Here is a 22,124-nt window from a genome sequence, read left to right on the forward strand (position 1 = left end):
TGTTAGCCGAACTAATCCCGATGAATATCCGAATCTACTTATTATTTCATTTCTTTAAAATCCAATTGTCATTGCGAGGAACGAAGTAGTCTGTCATCCTGCGAAGACAAGAATCTAAAAATAGATTAACCTGTGTTTTCATTGATCTATACCTAAATAATCAAAATTGAGCAGTTTATTAAAGTCTTTTTTTCCAATTCTAACAGCGTAGCGGTCTAAAATCTAACCAAAAACAGTTTCATCAGTTTTAATGGCATTTTCATCATAAATCTTCACAATATATTTACACCATAGTTAAACGGAAAACTAAATAATTATGGAATTAACATCAGCACAACAAAAATCTCAAGAATTATTACAAACTATAATAACCAAAGCATGGGAAGAAGAAGCTTTTAAACAAGAGTTAATAGCAAATCCTATTAAGACTATTGAAAAAGTAACTGGAGAGCGTATTAACTTACCTGAAGGGAAGGCCTTAATAGTAAAAGATCAAACGGATGATTCTGTAGTGTATATCAATATTCCCTCAGAACCCAATATGGAAGATTTAGAATTAAGCGAAGAACAGTTAGAAGTGATTGCAGGAGGCGGAAGCATTTGGCCAATAGGTTTTCCTATTATCATTTCAACAGATCCAGCTAAGGACGGATTTCAATAATAATAATAATAATAATAATAATAATCAAATAAATATTAACAATTAAATTTAAAATTATGAGTTTAGAACAATCGCAAGAAAATGCACAAAAAAATCTTAACAAGTTAATCAACAAATGTTGGGAAGATGAGAATTTCAAAAAAGAATTAATCGAAAACCCAGTTGAGACAATGGAAACTTTTTATGGTAGAACTTTAGATTCTAATAAAAAGAGTAAGAGAAAAATCGTTGTTAATGATCAAACAGATCCGTCTGTTGTTCATATTAACATTCCTGCAAAACCAAATTTTGATGATATGGAATTATCAGACGCTGAGTTAGAAGCTGTGGCTGGTGGATGGTTTGTTCAATTAGGATGGACTTTAATCTGTTTTGGAGATGGAGATCCAGGGGATACTTCAGTTGCTGTATAGAATTAAATGATTCTCAATTTAATGTGAGTTAAATTTACAAAGAATCTCAGAATTTAACTCACATTTATATTAACACTTAAAATTAAAAAAAATGAATTTTACACAATCTCAAGATAATCAAAAAATTATGAATGATCTAATCAACAAATGTTGGGAAGATGAGAATTTCAAAAAAGAATTAATTGCTAACCCAACTAAAACGCTAGAAAAGTTTTTAGGGAAGCCACTAAATAATAAAAAAGGAATAAAATTAGTAGTTAACGATCAAACGGACCCTTCTTTTATTCATATTAACATTCCTCAAAATCAAAAATTTGATGACATAGAGTTAACAGATGACCAGCTAGAAGCTGTTGCAGGAGGTTGGGAACTTTTTGGAACATTCATATGTGTAACAGATACAAAGCCTAAGACTCAATCTTAATTCTAAATCTAAAATGTATTAACAATTAAATTTAAAATTATGAGTTTAGAACAATCGCAAGAAAATGCACAAAAAAATCTTAACAAGTTAATCAACAAATGTTGGGAAGATGAGAATTTCAAAAAAGAATTAATCGAAAACCCAGTTGAGACAATGGAAACTTTTTATGGTAGAACTTTAGATTCTAATAAAAAGAGTAAGAGAAAAATCGTTGTTAATGATCAAACAGATCCGTCTGTTGTTCATATTAACATTCCTGCAAAACCAAATTTTGATGATATGGAATTATCAGACGCTGAGCTAGAAGCTGTGGCTGGTGGTTGGTTTGTTCAATTAGGATGGACTTTAATCTGTTTTGGAGATGGGGATCCAGGAGGTACTTCTGTATCTGTAGAATAAAGAATAGATTATTATTGGAGGATTTAAAGAGAAAACTATCACTCTTTATTTAACTCAAACAATATCTCATAAGTAAAAATAATGCTAAAACATTAATAAATAATACTATTAAGAATATGCAATCTGCTTTTTTAAAGAAAATTTATATTAGTTCTTTAACCCCTTTTGAGATATTAAAATTTAAAGACAGAATCAATTGTTCTTTTGAAAAAAAAGAACAATTGATTCTGTTAGATTTTTGGAAAAAAAGTGTATCAAAAAATTCATCATGTAAAATTTTTGATGAGTATTGCCAAGTAAACAAACTTAATGAGTTTGATATTTCATTAATGACTTCAAACATAATTGATTTTAAGGAAGAAGTTAATTTCCCTTTTTGGATAAATACACTAACCGAGGTTTTAAAGAAAACAAATTTAAAATCTCACGAGTCTAAAGATAAAACAAACCCTTTTTATCAAATACTTTTTCCTTTTCTTGATTACTTCTCTTCAGCTTTAAAAACTTCTAATATAAAGTTACCAAATCAAAAAATCATTAATCAATTAAACTTGACTTTATATCAAAGCTTATTTAGCATATCAAGTTCAGTATTATTTATAGAATTTGAAAAATTTAAGAAAGAAAAATGTATACATGGATTAAAAGATAATATTTATTACAAAAAATTTGTTGATAATATTTTATTGGATAAATATAATGACCTATTTCTTAAATACCCAATGCTTGCTAGAAAATTAGCAACAAAAACATCCAGATATCTTAATTTTATAAAAACCATGTTTCAAAGATTTGATACAGATAGAGAGGAAATAGAAAATAGTTTTAATACAAAATTGGATGAAATTAATCAAATACATTTAAATCTAGGAGATCAACATAACGGTGAATCTACAACAATATTTGAATTTAATAATACTATTAAAATAGTTTATAAACCAGTAAATATTTCTATTACAAAAGTTTATAATCAATTTTTAGAATGGGTATCGGTGAATATTGAAGATAAACTAAAGGTTTTTAAAGTATTAGATAAAAATAAATATGGTTGGCTAGAGCATGTAGAAAATCAAAAATGTATTAATATTAAGGATATTAAACTCTATTACGAACGAGCAGGAATGTTGGCGTGTATAACATACTTTTTAAACTCATCAGATTATCACTTCGAAAATGTAATAGCAGCTGGTAATTGTCCAGTTTTAATTGACCATGAAACTTTGGTTAGTCCTCAAATAAAAAGGATAAATAAAAAAACCAATTCATCTCTGGATAAAATTTTTGGGACTGTATTAGAAAGTCTTCTACTTCCGACTGGAATTAAAGATACTCCATCATATGCTAGCGGGTTTGGATCATCTATCGAAGTAGAGATAAATACTGTAATTCCAAAAATAAAGAATGGTAATAAAGATAATATGGTAATAGTTCCAGAGATGGTAACAAAAAAACTATATAAAAAAAATAAACCAATTTTAAATAATAAGATAGAAAACCTCAAAAATTATCAATCAGAATTTAAAACTGGGTTTGAAAAAGTTTATAACTTAATATTAGCAAATAAGCCTAAATTCTTATCAAAAAATTCTCCTTTAGAGGGTTTTAAGAATCAAAAAATTAGATTTATTAATAGACGTACAGGAGTATATTTCAAAATTTTAAAACTTTTAAATAAACCAGAATACCTAAGTGATTCCATGAAATACGGATTAAAGTTAGAGCTTCTAGCTAGGGCTTATGCAGTAAATGGGAATTGGTCAAGTATCTTAAGTTCTGAAAGAAAACAAATGCTATTAGGCGATATCCCAGCATTTTATACAAATACGATTTCTAATAGTATTATCGTATCAAATGAAGAAGTAAACATTTTTCAATTAAATGCATTTGATAATATAAAAAGTAAAATCAAGAATGCAGGAATGGATGATTTTCAACATCAAATAGGTCTAATAAATGAAGTAATAACACTTTAAACTAAATAGGATGAAAAATAAAAGCATAGGAAGTAAAATTTTATATTTTCCATTAACAAAAATATTAGTAGGGATAGTTCTTGTTTCAAGTACTTATGGGATTGCAAAAAACTTAAAAGGCGGAATAGCCAGACTCTCTTTTCTTTCTAAAGATTGGAATAATTTAATTGTAACGATTATTTCAACTGCCCTAGCAGTTATTGTATATATTTATTTATATAAGTTTTATGAAAAAAGAAATATAACAGAGTTTTCTAAAAATAGCCTTGTTAAAAATTTAATTTTAGGGGTTATGCTTGGAACATTATTACAAGCATTGACAATATTGGTAATCTATTTAAAAGGAGGATATACAATTTTATCTATAAATCCTATTATGTACATTATACCTTCTTTAGCTATGGCCTTTGCTTCAGCAATTTTTGAAGAAATTTTATTTAGAGGAATTATATTTAGAATAACAGAGGAGAAGTTAGGAAGTTATATCTCATTAATAATATCTGCTATAATTTTTGGAGCTTTACATTTTACTAACCCAAACAGTTCATTAAGTGCTAGTATTGGATTGGCAATTCAAGCAGGTTTATTACTCGGTGCTGCCTATATTTATTCAAGAAATTTGTGGTTTCCTATTGCAATTCATTTTGCTTGGAATTTTACACAATCTGCAATTTTTGGAGCTAATGTGTCTGGGAATACAATATCAAAAACATTGATATCTTCAAGGATTGAAGGCGAAAATTGGTTTACTGGTGGTCAATTTGGACCAGAAGGTTCAATTCAAGCAACAGTCTTTTGCCTTATGGCAACTATAATTCTTATGATCTTAAGTCATAAAAAAGGAAGAATTATTAAACCATATTGGAAAAAATAATATTTAAAGTTTTGGAAAATTAATCATTAAAATATACAAACAAGTTTAAAAGGGTGCACGACAAATTTCCGTTTAAGCTGCTTTTTTGCATAACTGTTTGATTTGATTCCATTTTCCACTTTTATAAACGACTCTAAGCTGTGCCATTTGCTGCAATCCTTTTTTAGTCCATCTTTGTCCTGAGAGTTTAAGGCGTTTTTGTAACACATCTTTATGTGCGGATTCTATCGCACCTGATCCTATTTGTAATCCTTTTTCTTTAAAAACATGGTACTGCATACGTTTTTCGTGATTGTTATAATAACCTACTAGTTGTCTTAATTTTTCTGTTTTGTTCTCAAGTTTATTCAGTGTTTTAATGATTGGGGTTATTCCTTTACTAAGCATTATTAGGTGCTGTTTATCTATCCATTGTTCTCTTTGGGTTTTGTCTTTAAAATAGTCTTTGGCAAATTCACACAAGTGTTCTTTGGCATGGAAAAAGTCTACAATCTGTTCACATTTCGGGTAGGTATCTTCTACCCAATTCCATATCCATGTAGCACCATCAGCTATAAAAACTTTGTTCTTGATATTTTCAATACAGTATTCCATCTTGGGCAAGAATTCCTTGCTGCTACCTAAGTGAGCTACATAATTAGAACCTAGTAATTCGCACCTATCTCTGGAAACTTGTGTCAAATCTTCATCTTTGTAGATGCGTCCTAGTTTAATCTCCTTCCAATCCTCTTCTCTTGTAAAATACATGCTCCCATCGACACTTACATAATGACGTTTGTTTGATTCACTAGGTGAAACTTCTTCATATCCTTTTACCTCTATATTTTCAAGCTGTTCTTGCTCCAAACTATGTCCGTAATAGTGACAAATACGCTCTACCTGTTTGGCATTGACACTTGAACCTGTAAGATTGTTAATTACCTCTTCTGCTTCTTTAAAAACTAAATGTTGTCCCATATAGCATATCGTCTCTTGTGCAAAACTACTTATCGACATAGTTGTCGGGCTTTGAGCAAGTATGTGAACTTTTTCAATATCTATTTTTCCAAATCGAGTCTGAAGTTTTTTTTAACGTTTTTGTCCTTGGGAATTTCACCAACAGATAACTGTAAAACCTCTTGCTCTAATTTATGCATCATCTCTGCATAGGTAGACTCATAATCATATCCGCTTTCCATTCGTTTAGGGTTCGATTCCCATTCTGATAAATATTTCTCGAAAAGTGATGTGGCTTGCTGTTTAAAATCCATTGGTCTTTCTTCGAAAATTACAACTTTTTATAATTTTACGGAAATTTGTCGTGCACCCGTTTAAAACACTTGGAAAATATCTAATTAATGTTTCCTATGACACGAGTATTTTTGTACAATTTGAGAAACAAGTTTCTATTTCTTTTATAAATAAAGATAATAAAAAAGAATATTTCACTTTTTGGATAAAAGGAGATATTTTAGAGCCTATGAGCTAAAATTAAAACACTCCTCAAAAAAGAAGTGTTTTGGTATTCAATTTTCTTTAAGCCAAATTTCAGAAGCTCTATCAAAACCACACCAACGATGATTTTCATCATAGCCTCGTCCAGCTAATTCATGACGAATCAACTTTTCTAGCGGTATTTTGGCATGAAGCAGAAAACGTAATAATTCTCCATCCATTACAGAGAATGTTCCCGTTAAATCTTCCCAATGCCGAAGAGGGTCATATTGCATTTTAATATGACGAATATCGTCATAAGTCATTTCAGAATAATCTTTCGGTAAAATATCCAAAAATTCCATTTCCATCTCTTGGGCAGTTGCTTCTTCGCAAACGACCCAATTATTCTCTGATCCGTGTAATACGCCAAAACGAATACCAGAAATGCGATACTTAAAGTTAAGCCACATACAATGATCAATCGCTTTTTGCTTGTTATCAAACAAGTCCAAATAGTTATCGTTTTTCATAGCTCTATTTCTTTACTTGTTTTCCGGGTTGAGATTTTAAAACTCTACCATTCAAAGAAATAATATCTTCTTTTGAAGATTTTGAATCTTTTCCTTTTTTACGCAATAAACGTTGCGTATTAAACAGCGAACGACATTTAATATTAAACTCGGTATAATTAACAGCTTCATCTTTATTTTTTAAAGATTTTACATATGCATTATAGAGTTCAGCATTAGATAGTTGATTGTCTTTTACTTTCATAATAATATCTAAGGCAGCACTAGCAATTAAATTAAATCCACGTTCCGATTCCGAAAGGTCAAAGCCAAGTGCTTCAATCTTCTTTTGTTGAGCATCATCGGCATATTTAAGCAGTACAGTAACATCACGTTTATAATCTTTAAGACGGTCAACGATGATTCGTTTTTCGTCTTTGATTGTTTCCATTTTTGTTTCGGTTTGCTCCAAAAGCACTTGATCTGTTTTGATGTTTTCTATTAAAACATCCACAATAGTTGTATTCATAATTTTAAATTTTTAATTGTTATTATTTAGTTATGTAATCCTCCATAGGGAATGGATGATAAAATCTGATTTAAGGCGTTTAGATTCGATACAGATACGTTCTAATTCTTCCTCAGCTTCATCTTCGGTGTCAAAGAAAAATGAAGGCTGTGTTGTTACGGCATATTTATCTTCATCCTTCACATCAGAGGTGAAAATGGCATATACGCGTTGGGTCTTTCCACGTTTAAACAAAATGGAATAATAATTACTGACGTCGTATGAGTCCCACTCTTCTACTGGTTTGCTTCTTAGGTAATGAATGTCAATCATCTTTTCGTTAAAAAAGTCATTTACTTCATCTTGAGTCAACTTTGGGACAGCATTTATGCCATCTTTCCATTTTTGAATTATATAAGAAAGTAAACAGGAATCATCACCAATTAGCTCCAAAAGTTCTGCATCCGTTTTTTCAGTTAGCATACTTCTATCGTAATTAGTAAATAACCATAAGACAATTTTAATCAGCTCTTTTCTCGGAATTAATTGCAGAAATACAGTATCGATTTCTGTTACTTTTCGAATTTCGAATTCTTTTGCTAATAGCTCCAAAAAATGAAGCATTAGCTTTCGTTGTTTAATAGTCATCATCAGAGGTTTTAAAAGATTCATCAATTACTTCACAATGATTAGAAATTGTAGCCAAAAGATGATTGTAATCTTTACTTTTAGCCTCTTCTAATACCAAGTCAATTTCTTCTTGTGTCCAGCCTTCTTTTCTAGCTTGACGTTGGAATACACCCATAATCATAAAGGCATTTCCGTTTACACCAACCAATTCAAGACTGACGGTTTTGTTTACTACTTTTTTCATTTTTTAAAAATTTAAAGGTTACTATTTAATTTTGTTAACAGCTAACAGCTAACTGCTTTCGAAAGTTCTTTTCCTAGCTTTTCAATTATCCCAATTACCAAAGCATTACCCATAAAAAAGGCACGTTGGATATCAGTTATCCCATCACATTTGGTAAAATCATCAGGAAAACCATTGAGACGTTCCAATTCAATAGGATGCAATCTTCGGTATCTTCCGTTTACTTTTATTACATGTTTTTCTCTAGCGATATAAGTACCTCCTTCACGCGTAAGCATTGTTCGTGCTGGTTTATCCAGTTTGTCAGGAAATGGAACATTACCTTCTCGGTAGATATAAGGTTTGCCTGTGTATTTGCTAATTCTATGAATGGATTTTGCTCCCTTGCAGATTTTCCATTTCGGAATGTCTTCTTCTTTGATATAAAAAGATTCAGGGATTAATTTTTTATCTAACAAAACATCTCCCAAAGTGGTTTTCTTACCATCATATTTGGGTTTGATATTTTGAGTGTAATACATTCCATTTATTATAAGACCTACTTTTTTAAAACGATTGTTTTTGTTTGAAAAAGAGTTCATTATTTTTTCTGTGGAATTAGGAATTATTCCAGAGATAGCTGAATCAGTACTCGTTACTGGAAATGCTTTTGCAGTGATTCCTTCTTGAATTAGCCAATCTTTAGGATTAGTATTTTTCAGTTTTTTGTATAAAGCTGTTCCTTTACGATACCCAAGAATAAAAACTCTACGCCTTCGTTGTGGGAATCCATAATCTGCAGCATTTATCACTCGCCATTCTACGGCATAACCTAAATTATTAAGTGATGTTAAAATAACAGCAAAGTCTCTTCCTCTTTGAAAAGAAGGGGAAAGCAACAATCTGTCTACATTTTCCAATAACAGATAATCTGGAGCATCATTCTTTAGTTGTTTTAAAAAAGTTTCAATACTCCACCAGAGTTTTCCTTTCTTGCCATCTAACCCTTTGTTTGCAGTACGATTAGCAATAGAAAAATCCTGACAAGGAAATCCTCCAACTAATAAATCATGTTTTGGGATGTTACAGATGCCACTTGAGACAATGTTTTCAAAATTTTCTTCAGAATGATTTGCATCTAGAAACCGATTTTTATAAACAATATTGGCATGTTGCTTTTTAGTTCGAGGTTCAAATTGATTACTCCAAACCACTTCAAAATCTGAACTCTTTTTCTTTGGATAGTCTTCCAATGCAATTCTAAATCCACCAACACCAGCAAAGAGTTCTACTACTCTTATTGGTGTTTTACTCATTGCTTAATTTCGCTTAGCGAATAATTGGCTGTTAAAACTTCCGTTTTACGCTTCCGTTTTTCACCAGCTACACTTTTTTTAGCAGATAAAGGTTTGTCAAACTGTTTACTGTACCATCCGTTTCTCTCAATATATTTTGTTAAGATTTCAGATGGATAAGAACTCAGCAAGAATTTACCTTCTATGCCTTCAAGAGTAGTTAATAATTGTTTAAAATGTTTTTCTGAATAACCACTATAAAAGGATTGGCAAGAATTAAAATAAGGCGGGTCGATATAATGAAAAGTATCTACTGAATCTCGTGCTTTAATGACTTTACAAGCATCATTACACTCAATTTGTGTACTTTCCAATCGTTTAAAAATCTCTTTATTGAAACTCATTTTTTTGTTCAATAATTTCTTGGCTTGTTTTCCATATTTATCGTAACCCCAAGAACCAATCTGACAGGCGAAACCAAAATTTGTCCCCACATAGAATGCCCACGCTTGTTGTTTTTTATTGAATAAATGTGGCATTCTATAGATACTTAAAGCTACTGTGTAGCTTGCTCTTGAAAATGGAGTAGCTTGAATTCTAGTTTTAAGCCAGTCGAAATCTGTTTTTATAACTTCATAAAAATTTACCACCATATTGTTGGTGTCATTTATAATTTCAGATTCAACAGGTTCTTTTGCAAAAAACACCGCACCACCTCCAAAAAATGCCTCTGTATATATAGAGTGTTTTGGAATGAGTGGTAATATTTCTGACAGTAAATTTAATTTACCACCATAGTAAGTAATGGGTGTTTTTGGCATAGATAATTGGTTGGTTAGTTTTATAAATTAGGACTTACAGACATTGATTGTCGGAAAAAGAATAGTAACCTTCAGAAGTAATAATGACATGATCTAAAAAAGTAACATCAAATAATTTTGCTATTTTTTGTAGCTTTTTAGTTATTGATTTATCCTTTTCAGAAGGCTTTAAATTACCTGAAGGATGATTGTGAATCACACAAAATGCTGTGGTGTTTGTTAATAGAATTAGCTGAAATATCTCATGAAAATTAGAAACGACACCTTTTACTGTGCCAGCACCAATTTCTGAAATACCAAGAACTCTATTTGCATTCGTAAGTAGTAGTACCCAAAAGAATTCTTTAAGATCGATACGTTTTAAATTTACAAACTGCCTGAGTGTTTTGTCTACATCTTCAGAACTTTTGATGTGTATCATGTTTTGAAATAGTGGACGCTTATAATTCACTTCTACTTCACTGCAACTCAAAAGTTGAGTTGTTACGTTTTTTTGTTTCATTAGGATATGATTTTAAGTGCCCATAACGGGCTATTCATTTAAAGGTGTGTCACAGACACATTTAATAAAAAATGATCTGTAATTGTTTGAAACTAGTATGAAGCAAAATTGAAATGCTATATATACAGGCAATTATGGAAAGATATCAGCATACCTTAGTGTTCGTGCTGAAAAAGCAATGGAAGCTTTGCCTAAAATGAATAAACGTAAATAGATTTCATAATTAGAAAGATTTGTAAAATCTGATGCTTCAAAAATGGGATAGAATTCTTTGGTAAAATAATTAGCATCATGAACTCCTAATCGAAAACAAATTATAGTTCCTACGTTTCCTAAAATAGATTCTTTTAATCGTGGTTCTATCATTCCTAAATGCTGACAAGCCAAAATTAAACCGACATTGAATTTCCGCAATTCAGAAAGCATAATTCCGATATTTGGTGTCATATAGGATGGGTATTCATCTAAATAAATGAAAAATGGTTTTCTATCCTTTTTAGGAATTACAACTCTCGAAAAAGCTGCAGATGCAAAAGAATTGATAAACAGAGAAGACAATAAAAAAGATGCATCTTGGCCAATAAACCCCTTTGCAATACGTAGGATGCAAATCTTTTGGGAATTCATAACAATACTTAATCGTAATTCTTCGGTATTAGAATGGAGTAATTTTTTTACTGCTGGATGTGCTACAAAAGCACCTATTTTGTTATAAATAGGAATAAGGTCGTTGGGTTTGTAGTTTTTAAACTCTTTTTTCCAAAAATTACGAAGTTCAGAGCTTACTAAATGGTGTATACACGAATCACGATACTCTTTGTCTTGAAGAATACGAATGATATCTGAAAAATGTGCAGAAGGTTGATCTAACAGCGATAATAAAATATAACGAAGAATGTGTTCCATTTTCGGCCCCCAGGCACTACTCCATAATTTTTTTAGGGTGTCTAAAATATGAGAAGCCACTAAAGACCTTTTCTCATAAGGAACAGAACGTAGTGGATTGTATTTCCATTTTAAATTTGGGTCAGAAAGATCAATAAATACAATATCTTTTTTTCTATTTTCTGGAATTTGTTCTAACAAAGAAGTACTCATGTCTCCATGTACATCAACCAAAAATACTCCACGTTTTTTTATAATGTCTTGAAGAACTAATGTTTCTATAAGTGTCGTTTTTCCTGCTCCTGTTTTTCCAAAAATAGCCATATGAAACAACCGATCATTTTGATAAATACCAAAACGTTTTCGTTCTTCTCGAAAGTTAGATTCCGCAAAATAACTGATATTAGGATTTAAGAAAGGAAACATACACTGATTTTAAATCAGGTGTTGAAATAGTTATATACAGGGCTCTTTTTAGCAAAGACTATGTTGTATATTTGAGGAATGATTTATGAAAACACATATATCGGAACTTTTATATACTTATTTGGGTATTATGCTGGGATAAATAAAATTGAGAATCCAACTTCGTTTAACTTAACACAACAAACTCCTACTGATAAAACTGTAGGTGACTTGTTAAGTAGAATAGGTGGAAAGAATTTTATTTTTGAATTCAAGAGAACAAAAAATAATATAAAAAAAGAGCTTGATAAAAAGCAAAGAGTTAGCCTATTAAACCATCTGTTTAATTCCAAAGAAGATTTCTTGTTTTCTCAAAAAATACACTTTATTGTATATCCAGAGAATAATGATTTTATGATTGATTTTTATACAAAAATTAGGGATATCAATAATTTATCACCACTAAACTTTAAATCTTTTTCATCAGGAGTTTTTAAAGATTCTCTTTTAATTGGGAAGTCTACTGAAAAAATTGGAGGAAGTATTGATGAACTAAAAAAATATATAACTTTATTAAATAGATTCGCTCCATTGCCAAAAAGTTCAGGAGGAAGACATGCAGGAATTATGGTTAATTATAATAAAGATAAAAACGAAATAAATTTTTATGAATATGAAGATATTTTGGTTTTAAAAAAACAATTAACTCTAGAGTTAGAAGTGATTCATCAGAAGTCTAGAAAAATAAAAAAGGATAGGAATTTTGGTATGAGCAGATAATGAAAAATACTATTGCAAATAGAACATTATTTTTCACCACAATCGGCAATGTTTATTCTAAAAGAAAAACTACCAAAAGGCAGTTTCCAGTATTTATACACGCACGAATATTTGGTATAAATTTAAGATGATATGTTGTGTTTTCAGGTTCGAACGAACTTAAGGCTGGAGAGCAATCTTGAAGTTACCGCTTCAAAATCATTCAAATCAAGGTTTTCGTCCTTTAAAATTAGGCTTTTATCAGGTTCGAACCCTTCTTTTTTACAACGATATAGACGATGCCATTCACTGATTACTACAGAACGATAATCCCTTATAAAATAAAGCGATTTGTCCTTTAATCTCAGGTTCGAACCAAATTGAGACAACACCTCTTTTTTTTTATTATTGTCTCCATTTTTAAAAATAGAGCTTGCTTTTAAATTAAAATCTAGCGTATTTTTAGTGTGTGTTTTCCAAGAAAACTCAGCAATTTCAAGATCAGATATTTTGTCTTCTAATTCTTGAATTTGGTTATTCATTTCAGCTTTAAGAGTAATCATTTCTTTAGCGCTAATTTCATTGTTTAACCGAAGTGTAATCAATTGTTGACGCTTCGTGAGGCTTTCTGTTTTGCGTTTTAAAAGACTTTGTTTTAAATTTTGAGTATCTACTACATCTTCTTTTTCTGTAGCATCTAAACAAGTAATTGCAAGATTGTAAAAATCTTCATCTATTTGAATTTTCTCAATATGATTTTTAATAATTTCAGTAAGTTTTTTTTCTTCTATATAAGGTTGACTACACTTTTGTTTTCGTTTGGTGCAACGATAATAAATTTTTTCTGTAATAGTAGCTTTTTTCATTTCTGAAATTGGTAACTCACAGGATTTGCAAGTGTTTCTATTTTTAAATGAAAACTTGGTATTACAAGTTGTACATCTAATTTGAAGTTTATGTTCCGCAGTAATTGGAGAATCACATTCTCCACAATAAATCGGCCCACGATATGGAAAGTCATAAGAATTTACTCGAGTAGGTCTGCCTTTGTTTTTGATGATTTCTTGTGCTCGTTTAAATTCCTCATAAGTAATCATCCGTTGATGTTTTCCTTCTAATTGAGTTAAAACACCCTCGCTATTTCTCCAATTAAAATAACCTGCATAGAACTCATTTCTAAATAATTTTGCAAAGGTATTTAAAGCATAGGGGTTCCCTCTTGCATTGGTTAATCCCAATTCTTTAGCTTCACGTTTTATATCGGAAATTGAGTAAGTACCTTTAAGTAATAGCTTCCATAATCGTTGTACTATTGAAAACCGTTTAGGGTCTGAAATGATTTCTTTTTCGCCAGGTCTCCCAGAATTATGCAAGTATCCAATAGGTAATACAGCACAAGGATACCATCCTCTTTCTGCCTTTTGTCGCATACCTCGTTTTACATCTACAGACAAATCATTAGAATACTGGTTTGACATTCCAAATTCAATATACATCATAATTACGTTATCTGTCGGGAGATATTCTTTTCCATAGGTTTGAATATGCTTAATAATGTTTTTTTGCAGTAAATCAGTAATGATTCCTCCATCTATAGGATTACGAGCTAAACGATTTAATTTCCAACTCAAAATACCTTGAGCTTCATTATTTCTGATGCGTTCAATCATTTCATTAAAACCTTTTCTTCCTGGCTCTTTGGCAGATTTTGATTCGGAAATAACATCAACAATCTGAAGATTTAACTGTACAGCTAGTTTTCTAACTTCCGTAATTTGATCCTCAATAGATGCCATTTGCTTATCATCAGACTCTGTTGACTTTCGTGCGTATATAAAATATTTTATGTCTTTTTTTTTATTCATAATTTTGAGACTCAAAAAGGGACAAAGGAATGTATTTAAAGCGCTACACCGTAAATCATCCTTTGCCCCTTGTTGGGTTTAAATATTTTATAGTTGTTGTTTTACGGTGTAGCATTACTACTATAGCATAGTGATGAAAATTGAAAAATTACCGATAGACAACATAAATTAATCGCATTAGATATAGCCCTAATTCTTCGCTTTGTTTTAAACTGATTGTTTTAGCATACTTCTTAAAATATAACTCTTGAAATTGTTTTATCTGCGAATCGGATAATTTTGTAGGAAGTATTGCAGTCATAATTAGCATCCTATCTAAATCTTTGGATGCTATAAATACAGGATTCTTTTAAAAGCCCTGTATATATAGCCGAATGATAATTTGTTACATTCTTAGAATGTCATATACAAATGTTCCAAATTATATATTTGATGCTTATTTAAAAATATTAAAACCTTCAGAAATGTGTATTTTGTTGGTTATTATTAGACAAACCTATGGTTGGTATAATAAACGAACAAAAAGTTATAAAAAGCAAGATTGGATATCACAGCGTTTTTTTGAAGAGAAAACTAATTTGTCGATACGAACTATTTCAAGTGGTATTGAAGGTCTTATTGAAAAAGGAATTATTACTTTAACCAATGAGCAAGGACACCTTCTTGTGTCTGCACAACAAAGACGAATGACTTCAAAAATTTTCTATGCATTGAGGAGACGAGAAATAAATGGAAAAGTAAATCAACAGTATACTTCTAAAAAGAATACTCGTTTTCTAACTGATAATCAGCGCTACCAAGAAATTATGAGGCAGCAAAATTTGCACAACAACAATGAAAATCATTAAAAAAAGCACCGAAAAGGTGTTTTTATTTACAAAATTTGCAGACAGAATATTCTTTTTATTACTCAATTTATAGAAGCTATGCACTTTTTATACGTTATCTATGCAAAAACTGCACGCTACAAAATAAACACTACAAAAGAAAAACAAAAAGAAAGTTGAAACGCAATAATTTGAAAAGGAATATAGAATTTAGATGTACAGAACAAAGAAATTATAAAGACAGATTTCAAAGCATTAAACAATTCATATCTGTTTTTTTAACAAGAATCTGTACATAAAATTAATATAGTTATTGAGTTTAAATACAGGTTCATCTTGAAAAAATGAATTTAAAAATTAGTTAAAATCATAAATAATAACTTACCCTAAAAAAGAAGAAACGGATTGAATTATTGGAATAGAAAAAAGAAAGATGTAACCATCTTTCACAATATACAATCGGCTTATTCACATATTGTATTAAAAAAATTGACTTTACAGCTTCCAGTATATAAATGCTACTGCATTATTGATAGTATTGAAAAAGACACTACAGAAATTATTACTAGTAACGCTGTAGTGTCTTAATCATATATGAACAAATTGAATAATTTACGAAACGTTCGTAAACAGACAACTGTCACCCAAGCAGATATATCACATTTGCTTGGTGGGGTTGATACGACTTTGATTTCTAGAATAGAAGAAGGTACTCATCCCATCAACCTTAATATAATCATAACATACATTTTACTGTTTGGCAAGTCTGTACTTGACTTATTTCCAAAAACTGTGGATAAAATAAAAATTGATTTGAAGGAAAAACTGCCTTCATTATTAATTTTATTGGATGAATCAGAAACAAGTACGGATGTAAAAGCAAGAATTAAGTTCTTTGAAACTGTTTTTGATAATTTGTTAAAAGAAGAACGATGAAAAAGAGCGAAAAAATAGTATGTGCCTTGTTTCCTAATGCATTGGGTGTTGGTTATGCAGTTTTCAATAGCCCAAAGGAATTATTACATCATCAATTAGTACGTGTTCGACCTATGTGTTCTCGTAAGAGTAAAGCTTTTATCGAAAAATTAATTAATGAGTTAAAACCAGATTTGGTAGTTTTAGAAGACCCGAACGCTAAAAAATCACGAAAACGAGAACGGGTTACAAAACTTATTAAAGATATCGTATCGACCTGTAAAAGTAAAGATATCAATGTGCACCAATATTCAAGAGAACACATTAAAAATGTTTTTGAACAGTTTGGTAAAACTACAAAATATGGCATTGCTGTAATTATTTCTGATTGGTTTCCCAAATTAAAACCTGTATTACCAAGACCTTGGAAACTTGGATATAGTGAACAACATCATCAAGGTATGTTTGATGCAATTAGTTTAGGGCTTACCCATTATTATCTTCAGGATTAAATAAATTTACAATATTATAATTCATGCTATATTAGATTAGAATCTGCTAGTTAGTTAACTATGCTAAATATTTTGTAAATTTGAATATAATCTAATGTATTATGAGTATTAAAGAATTAATAATAAACAAGGTCAATGCCATTAATAACCCAAAAATTTTAAAAGAAATTTTAAGTTTAATTTCTATTGAATCTGAAACAGAAGAAATCTATCGATTTTCTGATGACGAAAAGAAATTAGTTTTTGAGGGAATTAATGATGCTGATAACGGTAATAGTTATAATCAGCAAGAATCTGATAAAATCATATCAAAATGGTTCGAAGAGAAGTCAGGTGGACTCTTAGAGCATTAAAAGATAAAATGGCGATTTATGAATATTGGATTCATAAAAATAAATCTACTGCATACCCTAAAAAACTAGACCGCCTTTTTAATGAAATTATGAACTTAACGACTTCTTTTCCTTATTCAGGAATAAAAACGGAGTTTGATAGTATTAGAATCCGTATCGTTAAGTACTACAAACTTGTTTATCGAATTACAGACTCTAGTATTGAAGTACTTACTGTTTGGGATACCAGACAAAACCCTAAGAAACTAAAAATAAAATAATAAAAAACTCCAGCTATTTAGTTGGAGTTTTAGATTGAAAAAATGACGATTTATATTTACTCTACAATTTCTAATCGTGTAAAAAAGTATTTGAGAGACCAATACATCCAATAAGGTGTTGCGAGTCCAAATGTAATGATAGAGAGTAACATCAGACCTAATGACATAATAAAATATTCTCCGAATCCTCCTGTGAATTTAATTTTCTTGCTCATAATAGCTTGTTTAATGGTTATATTTTTGTTTTCTAATTGTTCTTCTTGGATTTTTGTTTCTCTAGAAACTCCTAGTATTTCTTTAACTGATCTTTCCATTATTCCTGTTTGTTTTGTTTGCTGTAAAGCGTAGCAAAAAATATAAGTACGAATAGACATCCGATAAAATAGACGATGTTTAAAATGAAAAAAGGTAGGTTAATTCCGAGAAAATTATTCAAAATATAGGCTAATTGAACAAGGGTTATTAAAACAGTTCCAAAAAGAGCTAAAGCAGTTGCTGTTTTTAATTCCATAGCTTTATTTAGTTTTTTGATTTTTCTATCTCTTGCTTTATCATTTGCATTTCTTGAGCATCTATATGCCTCCAAGCAGTTTTAATGGCTTCTTGATAATATTCTTCTAAAGCTTTAGCAATTGGATTATAAATTCCAGTATCAAGCGATAACATTTGTGTTGGTGTCGGTTTTCCCGTCCATGTTTGGTTTCCTTGTGCTACAATCTCTTTTCGTGGAAGTGATACTGTTTTCTTCCAAAACTTCTCACCAGTAAAAGGATCAGTAGCTTCAATAATTATATTTCCGAAGTGGTAAAAAGTACCACCTACTGTATAATGATTTGAAGCACTTTTATTAATGGCTTGTGCCCAATTCGTTTTCTTCCCTAATTGTAATTTTCCTTCTTCTTTTAAACTAATTCTAATTTCAAGAGCTATATCAGAATTCTTCTTATCTCCATAAACCATTTCATCTCGACTTTTAAACGGTCCACGTAAAGAGAACCCTTTGGCTATCAACATTTCTTCAAAATCATCTGCCATATTTTCAATAAAAGTGGAATACGGCGGTACGAGTTTGTTTGGATCTTCATCTGCAAATACAGGATTGATTAGTGCTACAGTAATTCCTGCACTTCTTGGATTTGCACGTTCAGGTGGTGTGTAATCAAAATTTGGATTGTGTTTTGGTGCTTTGCTTGTAATGTTACTTGTTGAGCCACATCCAAAGAATAATAGCATACAGAATACAAATAATAGTTTCTTCATAATGTTATGTTTTAAAGTTAAAAAGCAAACATAATAAAAAAATCATTAAGCGGACTATATAGTCCGCTTAATTTTATCTATAAACCAATACATTTCTGAAATTATTTAAGATTTGTATGGCTTTATCTAAAGAAGAAAAAAAATATCTAATAAAACTAGGGAAATTAATAGTTAAACTTCGAGAAAAACGAGGGTTGAAACAATATGAGTTATCCGATTTATTGGATATTGATGTGAGAGTATTAAGGCGTATTGAAAAAGGAGAAACAAATATTCATCTTGTTATGTTTTTAAAATTCGTTAAAGCCCTAGATGTTGACCCATCATATTTTTTTGATTTACCAACTAAATCAAAAGAGTAACCTCTGTTATATATCTTCATTAAAACTTGACTTTAACAGTGTCATTGTCTACTTTAGATATTCATTTAAAGTGTATTAGACAATGAAAAAACGAGTTGGAGTATGGATTCGAGTATCTACTAAATTACAACAAAACTCAGATAGTCCAGAGCATCATTTAGAAAAAGCGAAAATGTATGCTGATTTAAAAGAATGGGATATTGTTGAAGAATATCATTTGGAAGCAGTAAGTGGGAAAAGTGTAATGGCTCATCATGAAGCCCAGCGAATGCTCAGAGATATTCAAAGCGGACATATTCAAGGTCTTATTTTTTCTAAAATTGCTCGACTAGCAAGAAACGTAAAAGAGCTTCTTGAATTTTCAGATCATTTTCAAGAATATAATGCAGACCTCGTTTCACTTGGAGAATCTATAGATACTAGTTCTCCTTCAGGTAGGTTTTTCTATACTATCATTTCTGCAATGAGCCAGTGGGAAAGAGAAAACATTGTAGAACGTATAAAATCTTCTGTTGAAGTACGTGCAAAAATGGGGAAAGTAATGGGTGCTATCCCTTATGGATATAAGCGAGTTGGAAAGGAGGAAATGGATATTGATGAAAAAGAAGCACCAATTCGAAAAATGATGTATACGCTTTTTTTAGAACACCAACGTTTTGGTACTGTTGCGAAAATATTAAATGATAAAGGACACAGAACAAAAAGAAATAGTCTTTTTTCAGGAACTAGTATTAAACGATTACTTAAGGATCCAACAGCTAAAGGAATAAGGCGGTCGCATTATACTAAAGTCAATAAGGAAGGAAAAACAGAAATTCGAGATAAAGAAGATTGGTACATCCATGAAGCTCCTAGAATTGTTTCTGATGAATTATGGGACGAAGTAAACCAACTAATTACCAAACAAGAAAAAGGCAGAATTCAGCCTCTTAATAAGAAGGTCCATTTATTTACCAGTTATCTATTTTGTGAGTGTGGAGGAAAGATGTACATTCCGTCTGGAAATCCAAAATATACCTGTAAAAAATGTAAACGTAAAATTGGGATAGAAGATATTGAAGAAATCTTTAAAGAACAGTTAACAGAATTTATTTTATCAAAAGAAGAAGTTAATCGTTATTTCGATGGAACTCATACTATAGTAAATGATAAAAAAGAAGAGATAAAAATCATACAATCTAAGGTTGAAAAACTAGAAATAAAAATTCAAAAATTATTTGACCTTCATGAAAAAGGACAAATTGAAACTGATAGATTTAAAGAATTTTATGATAAACCTAATAGAGAAATTAAAGAGCTTAAAATGAAAATTCCACAACTGGAAGGAGAAATTTATGCATTAAATGACCAATTTAAATCTAGCGGATATATTATTGAAGAAGCACGTTCTTTATATGAAAATTGGGATAAGTTAGATAAACTACAAAAGCGTAACATCATAGAAATCATTACCGAGAAGATAATAGTGTCCGAGCAGGAAGTTACTATAAACCTTAACTATATATTGCCGAAGGCATCTTCTTTTAAATCGACTGCAAATGGGTTACATAGACTATAAGTAATTGCTTGTTCTCGCCTACTTCTGAAAATCCTCGCAAATTTTTAGCTTGGTGTGTACTTGCAAAGTTAAGTGCTAACCCACGCAACTACTTATAGCCGAGATCGATAGACAACATCTTGTTGAAGCTGGATGCAATTGATAGGACAACAATTATAAAAATGGGTAGTTCATTTTTATAATTGACATACAGCTTGCTGTGCTTCTTTTTTTTGATTTTAAAAATAATAAAATTTAATCGTTTTTAAAATTCTGATTATCAGGTGTTTATTTTTCAGATATCCCTGAGTTCAGGGATAGGTATCCCTGAGCTCAGGGATACGAAAAATATACGGAGTTCAGGGATAAAATTTTAATATTTATTATTTATTATTGTAAAGTATCTCATTTTACATAAGTTATGAAAACAAAATTACTTTATTTAACTATTATTTATTCAATTACATTTTCAATTCATTCTCAAAATTTACTAAACAATAGTTCTTGGACTGTGGGTTCTGGTTCTGTAACTGGTTTTATACAAAATGGAGCTACTATAGAAAATAGTAGAGAGTTAGGTAAAAACCACATAGGTAAAGATGTTGTTTTGTGGAAAGCCACACCAGATGCCGCTAACAATGCAGATGGAGGTTGGAACACGTCTTGGATAAATGCTTCAAGTACCAATTCATATCGTTTTAGTGTTTGGATAAAAAAAACAAATTCTAATAATGGAAGTACTTATTTTGGTTTTTATGCTAATAATTCTGGTTCTTTAAGACTTAATGGTACTTATTACCATAACTTATATTTTTGGTATGGAGATTTACCAAAACTAAATAGGTGGTATTTGTTGGTAGGTTATGTGCATAAAAGTAGTTATACAGGAACTACCAATACAGGAGGTATTTATGATGGTACCACTGGAGAAAAAGTAAAAACAATTACAGATTACAAAGTTTCAAATAAAGTTACTGCTTTAAGACATCGTTCATATTTGTATTACGACACTAATACATTAGATAAACAATATTTTTATGAACCAAGAATAGATGTTATAAATGGTAATGAACCAACAATTAAGAAGTTGTTAAAAATTAATGAAAATTCTAAATTAATACTGTCTTATGATGTTGCTGGCAATCAAACTCAAAATTTTTATTGTGGAGATCCTTCTTACTGCTCCCCTCCTGCTGCTCGAAAACAACAAAAAACAAAAGAGTTAATAACACATGAAGAAGAAATTGTTGAAGAAACAGACGATACCGAACCTGATTATAACAATGAACTAACTGTGTACCCAAACCCAACAGAGAATAGGGTATCTATTCAAGTGGAACAAGAATTATTAACACAGATTCATACAATTCGCATTTACAATACAAACTCTACGCTGTTACAGGATTTATCTTTTAATAAAGCGAATAAAATTGAAGTTGATTTAACGAATACACCTTCTGGAGTTTATTTTCTTCATTTACATTTAAAAGGAGGAAAAAGTATGACCAAAAAAATTATAAAAAAATAAAAATTGAC

28 protein-coding genes are annotated in these 22,124 nt (G+C 30.4%); 15 read left to right on the plus strand and 13 right to left on the minus strand.

Features of this window, described 5'->3' with window-relative positions; translation table 11 throughout:
- The first annotated feature begins 316 nt into the window (after positions 1 to 316).
- The 6 genes from J3359_RS03250 (at position 317) to J3359_RS03275 (ending at position 4,744) form a co-directional block, all read left to right on the plus strand.
- The gene (locus J3359_RS03250) at positions 317 to 661 is read left to right on the plus strand and encodes an NHLP leader peptide family RiPP precursor (RefSeq protein WP_208079319.1); all 345 of its coding nucleotides are present in this window, start codon (positions 317 to 319) and stop codon (positions 659 to 661) included.
- A 56-nt stretch (positions 662 to 717) separates the two neighbouring features.
- On the plus strand, positions 718 to 1,074 hold the full coding sequence (locus tag J3359_RS03255) for an NHLP leader peptide family RiPP precursor (RefSeq protein ID WP_208079320.1): 357 nt from the start codon (positions 718 to 720) through the stop codon (positions 1,072 to 1,074).
- 91 nt (positions 1,075 to 1,165) lie between these two features.
- The gene (locus J3359_RS03260; protein WP_208079321.1) at positions 1,166 to 1,498 is read left to right on the plus strand and encodes an NHLP leader peptide family RiPP precursor; all 333 of its coding nucleotides are present in this window, start codon (positions 1,166 to 1,168) and stop codon (positions 1,496 to 1,498) included.
- 39 nt (positions 1,499 to 1,537) lie between these two features.
- Complete coding sequence (locus tag J3359_RS03265) at positions 1,538 to 1,897, plus strand: NHLP leader peptide family RiPP precursor (RefSeq protein ID WP_208079322.1); 360 nt, start codon at positions 1,538 to 1,540, stop codon at positions 1,895 to 1,897.
- A gap of 116 nt (positions 1,898 to 2,013) precedes the next feature.
- The gene (gene lanM / locus J3359_RS03270) at positions 2,014 to 3,870 is read left to right on the plus strand and encodes a type 2 lanthipeptide synthetase LanM (protein ID WP_208079323.1); all 1,857 of its coding nucleotides are present in this window, start codon (positions 2,014 to 2,016) and stop codon (positions 3,868 to 3,870) included.
- A 10-nt stretch (positions 3,871 to 3,880) separates the two neighbouring features.
- Positions 3,881 to 4,744: a CPBP family intramembrane glutamic endopeptidase gene (locus J3359_RS03275; protein ID WP_208079324.1), complete on the plus strand. Its 864-nt coding sequence runs from the start codon at positions 3,881 to 3,883 to the stop codon at positions 4,742 to 4,744.
- 72 nt (positions 4,745 to 4,816) lie between these two features.
- Here J3359_RS03275 and J3359_RS03280 read toward each other — a convergent pair whose 3' ends face one another.
- From J3359_RS03280 to J3359_RS03325, 10 genes are all read right to left on the minus strand, one after another.
- Entirely contained in the window at positions 4,817 to 5,701 is an 885-nt protein-coding gene (locus J3359_RS03280) for a UPF0236 family transposase-like protein (protein WP_208079325.1), read from the minus strand.
- A gap of 80 nt (positions 5,702 to 5,781) precedes the next feature.
- Complete coding sequence (locus tag J3359_RS03285) at positions 5,782 to 5,994, minus strand: hypothetical protein (RefSeq protein WP_208079326.1); 213 nt, start codon at positions 5,992 to 5,994, stop codon at positions 5,782 to 5,784.
- Positions 5,995 to 6,249: 255 nt separating this feature from the next.
- Positions 6,250 to 6,690, minus strand: a complete 441-nt coding sequence (locus tag J3359_RS03290) for a hypothetical protein (RefSeq protein ID WP_208079327.1) — start codon at positions 6,688 to 6,690, stop codon at positions 6,250 to 6,252.
- Between the two features lie 4 nt (positions 6,691 to 6,694).
- Complete coding sequence (locus J3359_RS03295; RefSeq protein WP_208079328.1) at positions 6,695 to 7,198, minus strand: hypothetical protein; 504 nt, start codon at positions 7,196 to 7,198, stop codon at positions 6,695 to 6,697.
- 30 nt (positions 7,199 to 7,228) lie between these two features.
- The gene (locus J3359_RS03300) at positions 7,229 to 7,825 is read right to left on the minus strand and encodes a hypothetical protein (RefSeq protein ID WP_208079329.1); all 597 of its coding nucleotides are present in this window, start codon (positions 7,823 to 7,825) and stop codon (positions 7,229 to 7,231) included.
- Complete coding sequence (locus tag J3359_RS03305; protein ID WP_208079330.1) at positions 7,815 to 8,051, minus strand: hypothetical protein; 237 nt, start codon at positions 8,049 to 8,051, stop codon at positions 7,815 to 7,817. Before J3359_RS03305 ends, J3359_RS03300 begins: the two co-directional genes overlap by 11 nt.
- Positions 8,052 to 8,092: 41 nt before the next feature.
- Positions 8,093 to 9,346: a DNA cytosine methyltransferase gene (locus tag J3359_RS03310; RefSeq protein ID WP_208079331.1), complete on the minus strand. Its 1,254-nt coding sequence runs from the start codon at positions 9,344 to 9,346 to the stop codon at positions 8,093 to 8,095.
- Positions 9,343 to 10,146, minus strand: coding sequence for a DNA adenine methylase (locus J3359_RS03315; protein WP_208079332.1), 804 nt, complete (start codon positions 10,144 to 10,146; stop codon positions 9,343 to 9,345). Before J3359_RS03315 ends, J3359_RS03310 begins: the two co-directional genes overlap by 4 nt.
- A gap of 34 nt (positions 10,147 to 10,180) precedes the next feature.
- A complete protein-coding gene (locus J3359_RS03320; protein WP_208079333.1) occupies positions 10,181 to 10,567 on the minus strand; it encodes a JAB domain-containing protein in 387 nt (128 codons plus the stop codon).
- A 213-nt stretch (positions 10,568 to 10,780) separates the two neighbouring features.
- Complete coding sequence (locus J3359_RS03325; RefSeq protein WP_208079334.1) at positions 10,781 to 11,959, minus strand: type IV secretory system conjugative DNA transfer family protein; 1,179 nt, start codon at positions 11,957 to 11,959, stop codon at positions 10,781 to 10,783.
- A 78-nt stretch (positions 11,960 to 12,037) separates the two neighbouring features.
- Here J3359_RS03325 and J3359_RS03330 point away from each other — a divergent pair, with 78 nt between their 5' ends.
- Positions 12,038 to 12,718 carry a hypothetical protein gene (locus tag J3359_RS03330; protein ID WP_208079335.1) on the plus strand — a complete coding sequence of 227 codons (681 nt, stop codon included), beginning with the start codon at positions 12,038 to 12,040 and terminating at the stop codon, positions 12,716 to 12,718.
- 143 nt (positions 12,719 to 12,861) lie between these two features.
- Here the strand turns inward: J3359_RS03330 and J3359_RS03335 are convergent, their stop codons facing one another.
- Positions 12,862 to 14,562, minus strand: a complete 1,701-nt coding sequence (locus J3359_RS03335; protein ID WP_208079336.1) for a recombinase family protein — start codon at positions 14,560 to 14,562, stop codon at positions 12,862 to 12,864.
- Between the two features lie 398 nt (positions 14,563 to 14,960).
- Here J3359_RS03335 and J3359_RS03340 point away from each other — a divergent pair, with 398 nt between their 5' ends.
- From J3359_RS03340 to J3359_RS03360, 5 genes are all read left to right on the plus strand, one after another.
- On the plus strand, positions 14,961 to 15,410 hold the full coding sequence (locus J3359_RS03340; RefSeq protein WP_208079337.1) for a replication protein: 450 nt from the start codon (positions 14,961 to 14,963) through the stop codon (positions 15,408 to 15,410).
- Between the two features lie 582 nt (positions 15,411 to 15,992).
- Positions 15,993 to 16,325: a helix-turn-helix domain-containing protein gene (locus tag J3359_RS03345; protein WP_208079338.1), complete on the plus strand. Its 333-nt coding sequence runs from the start codon at positions 15,993 to 15,995 to the stop codon at positions 16,323 to 16,325.
- Positions 16,322 to 16,816, plus strand: coding sequence for a hypothetical protein (locus J3359_RS03350; RefSeq protein WP_208079339.1), 495 nt, complete (start codon positions 16,322 to 16,324; stop codon positions 16,814 to 16,816). The genes J3359_RS03345 and J3359_RS03350 overlap by 4 nt, the downstream gene beginning before the upstream one ends.
- A 101-nt stretch (positions 16,817 to 16,917) precedes the next feature.
- Positions 16,918 to 17,169 (plus strand): hypothetical protein, encoded by a 252-nt coding sequence (locus J3359_RS03355; protein ID WP_208079340.1) that lies wholly within the window; start codon positions 16,918 to 16,920, stop codon positions 17,167 to 17,169.
- Positions 17,130 to 17,429, plus strand: a complete 300-nt coding sequence (locus tag J3359_RS03360; RefSeq protein WP_208079341.1) for a type II toxin-antitoxin system RelE/ParE family toxin — start codon at positions 17,130 to 17,132, stop codon at positions 17,427 to 17,429. Before J3359_RS03355 ends, J3359_RS03360 begins: the two co-directional genes overlap by 40 nt.
- Positions 17,430 to 17,485: 56 nt before the next feature.
- Here the strand turns inward: J3359_RS03360 and J3359_RS03365 are convergent, their stop codons facing one another.
- Both J3359_RS03365 and J3359_RS03370 read right to left on the minus strand, forming a co-directional pair.
- Positions 17,486 to 17,743, minus strand: coding sequence for a hypothetical protein (locus J3359_RS03365; protein ID WP_208079342.1), 258 nt, complete (start codon positions 17,741 to 17,743; stop codon positions 17,486 to 17,488).
- A 205-nt stretch (positions 17,744 to 17,948) separates the two neighbouring features.
- On the minus strand, positions 17,949 to 18,689 hold the full coding sequence (locus tag J3359_RS03370; RefSeq protein WP_208079343.1) for a hypothetical protein: 741 nt from the start codon (positions 18,687 to 18,689) through the stop codon (positions 17,949 to 17,951).
- A gap of 116 nt (positions 18,690 to 18,805) precedes the next feature.
- Between J3359_RS03370 and J3359_RS03375 the strand changes: the two genes are divergently transcribed.
- The 3 genes from J3359_RS03375 to J3359_RS03385 all read left to right on the plus strand — a co-directional run bounded on the left by J3359_RS03375 (position 18,806) and on the right by J3359_RS03385 (position 22,116).
- Positions 18,806 to 19,051, plus strand: a complete 246-nt coding sequence (locus J3359_RS03375; RefSeq protein WP_208079344.1) for a helix-turn-helix domain-containing protein — start codon at positions 18,806 to 18,808, stop codon at positions 19,049 to 19,051.
- 82 nt (positions 19,052 to 19,133) lie between these two features.
- Entirely contained in the window at positions 19,134 to 20,609 is a 1,476-nt protein-coding gene (locus J3359_RS03380) for a recombinase family protein (protein ID WP_208079345.1), read from the plus strand.
- Between the two features lie 400 nt (positions 20,610 to 21,009).
- Entirely contained in the window at positions 21,010 to 22,116 is a 1,107-nt protein-coding gene (locus J3359_RS03385) for a T9SS type A sorting domain-containing protein (protein ID WP_208079346.1), read from the plus strand.
- Positions 22,117 to 22,124 lie beyond the last annotated feature (8 nt).

The organism is Polaribacter cellanae (assembly GCF_017569185.1).
Classification (GTDB): domain Bacteria; phylum Bacteroidota; class Bacteroidia; order Flavobacteriales; family Flavobacteriaceae; genus Polaribacter; species Polaribacter cellanae.

Excerpts from the sequence above, each read along its gene's own strand:
- J3359_RS03330 (WP_208079335.1), top strand. The coding sequence starts at position 12,038 with ATGATTTATGAAAACACATATATCGGAACTTTTATATACTTATTTGGG.
- J3359_RS03375 (WP_208079344.1), top strand. The coding sequence starts at position 18,806 with ATGGCTTTATCTAAAGAAGAAAAAAAATATCTAATAAAACTAGGGAAA.
- J3359_RS03300 (WP_208079329.1), bottom strand. The coding sequence starts at position 7,825 with ATGACTATTAAACAACGAAAGCTAATGCTTCATTTTTTGGAGCTATTA.
- J3359_RS03355 (WP_208079340.1), top strand. The coding sequence starts at position 16,918 with ATGAGTATTAAAGAATTAATAATAAACAAGGTCAATGCCATTAATAAC.
- J3359_RS03290 (WP_208079327.1), bottom strand. The coding sequence starts at position 6,690 with ATGAAAAACGATAACTATTTGGACTTGTTTGATAACAAGCAAAAAGCG.
- J3359_RS03250 (WP_208079319.1), top strand. The coding sequence starts at position 317 with ATGGAATTAACATCAGCACAACAAAAATCTCAAGAATTATTACAAACT.
- J3359_RS03305 (WP_208079330.1), bottom strand. The coding sequence starts at position 8,051 with ATGAAAAAAGTAGTAAACAAAACCGTCAGTCTTGAATTGGTTGGTGTA.
- J3359_RS03320 (WP_208079333.1), bottom strand. The coding sequence starts at position 10,567 with ATGATACACATCAAAAGTTCTGAAGATGTAGACAAAACACTCAGGCAG.
- J3359_RS03365 (WP_208079342.1), bottom strand. The coding sequence starts at position 17,743 with ATGGAAAGATCAGTTAAAGAAATACTAGGAGTTTCTAGAGAAACAAAA.
- J3359_RS03265 (WP_208079322.1), top strand. The coding sequence starts at position 1,538 with ATGAGTTTAGAACAATCGCAAGAAAATGCACAAAAAAATCTTAACAAG.
- J3359_RS03370 (WP_208079343.1), bottom strand. The coding sequence starts at position 18,689 with ATGAAGAAACTATTATTTGTATTCTGTATGCTATTATTCTTTGGATGT.
- J3359_RS03285 (WP_208079326.1), bottom strand. The coding sequence starts at position 5,994 with ATGGATTTTAAACAGCAAGCCACATCACTTTTCGAGAAATATTTATCA.
- J3359_RS03385 (WP_208079346.1), top strand. The coding sequence starts at position 21,010 with ATGAAAACAAAATTACTTTATTTAACTATTATTTATTCAATTACATTT.
- J3359_RS03335 (WP_208079336.1), bottom strand. The coding sequence starts at position 14,562 with ATGAATAAAAAAAAAGACATAAAATATTTTATATACGCACGAAAGTCA.
- J3359_RS03295 (WP_208079328.1), bottom strand. The coding sequence starts at position 7,198 with ATGAATACAACTATTGTGGATGTTTTAATAGAAAACATCAAAACAGAT.
- lanM (WP_208079323.1), top strand. The coding sequence starts at position 2,014 with ATGCAATCTGCTTTTTTAAAGAAAATTTATATTAGTTCTTTAACCCCT.
- J3359_RS03360 (WP_208079341.1), top strand. The coding sequence starts at position 17,130 with ATGGTTCGAAGAGAAGTCAGGTGGACTCTTAGAGCATTAAAAGATAAA.
- J3359_RS03350 (WP_208079339.1), top strand. The coding sequence starts at position 16,322 with ATGAAAAAGAGCGAAAAAATAGTATGTGCCTTGTTTCCTAATGCATTG.
- J3359_RS03310 (WP_208079331.1), bottom strand. The coding sequence starts at position 9,346 with ATGAGTAAAACACCAATAAGAGTAGTAGAACTCTTTGCTGGTGTTGGT.
- J3359_RS03380 (WP_208079345.1), top strand. The coding sequence starts at position 19,134 with ATGAAAAAACGAGTTGGAGTATGGATTCGAGTATCTACTAAATTACAA.
- J3359_RS03325 (WP_208079334.1), bottom strand. The coding sequence starts at position 11,959 with ATGTTTCCTTTCTTAAATCCTAATATCAGTTATTTTGCGGAATCTAAC.
- J3359_RS03260 (WP_208079321.1), top strand. The coding sequence starts at position 1,166 with ATGAATTTTACACAATCTCAAGATAATCAAAAAATTATGAATGATCTA.
- J3359_RS03340 (WP_208079337.1), top strand. The coding sequence starts at position 14,961 with ATGTCATATACAAATGTTCCAAATTATATATTTGATGCTTATTTAAAA.
- J3359_RS03275 (WP_208079324.1), top strand. The coding sequence starts at position 3,881 with ATGAAAAATAAAAGCATAGGAAGTAAAATTTTATATTTTCCATTAACA.
- J3359_RS03280 (WP_208079325.1), bottom strand. The coding sequence starts at position 5,701 with ATGGGACAACATTTAGTTTTTAAAGAAGCAGAAGAGGTAATTAACAAT.
- J3359_RS03315 (WP_208079332.1), bottom strand. The coding sequence starts at position 10,146 with ATGCCAAAAACACCCATTACTTACTATGGTGGTAAATTAAATTTACTG.
- J3359_RS03255 (WP_208079320.1), top strand. The coding sequence starts at position 718 with ATGAGTTTAGAACAATCGCAAGAAAATGCACAAAAAAATCTTAACAAG.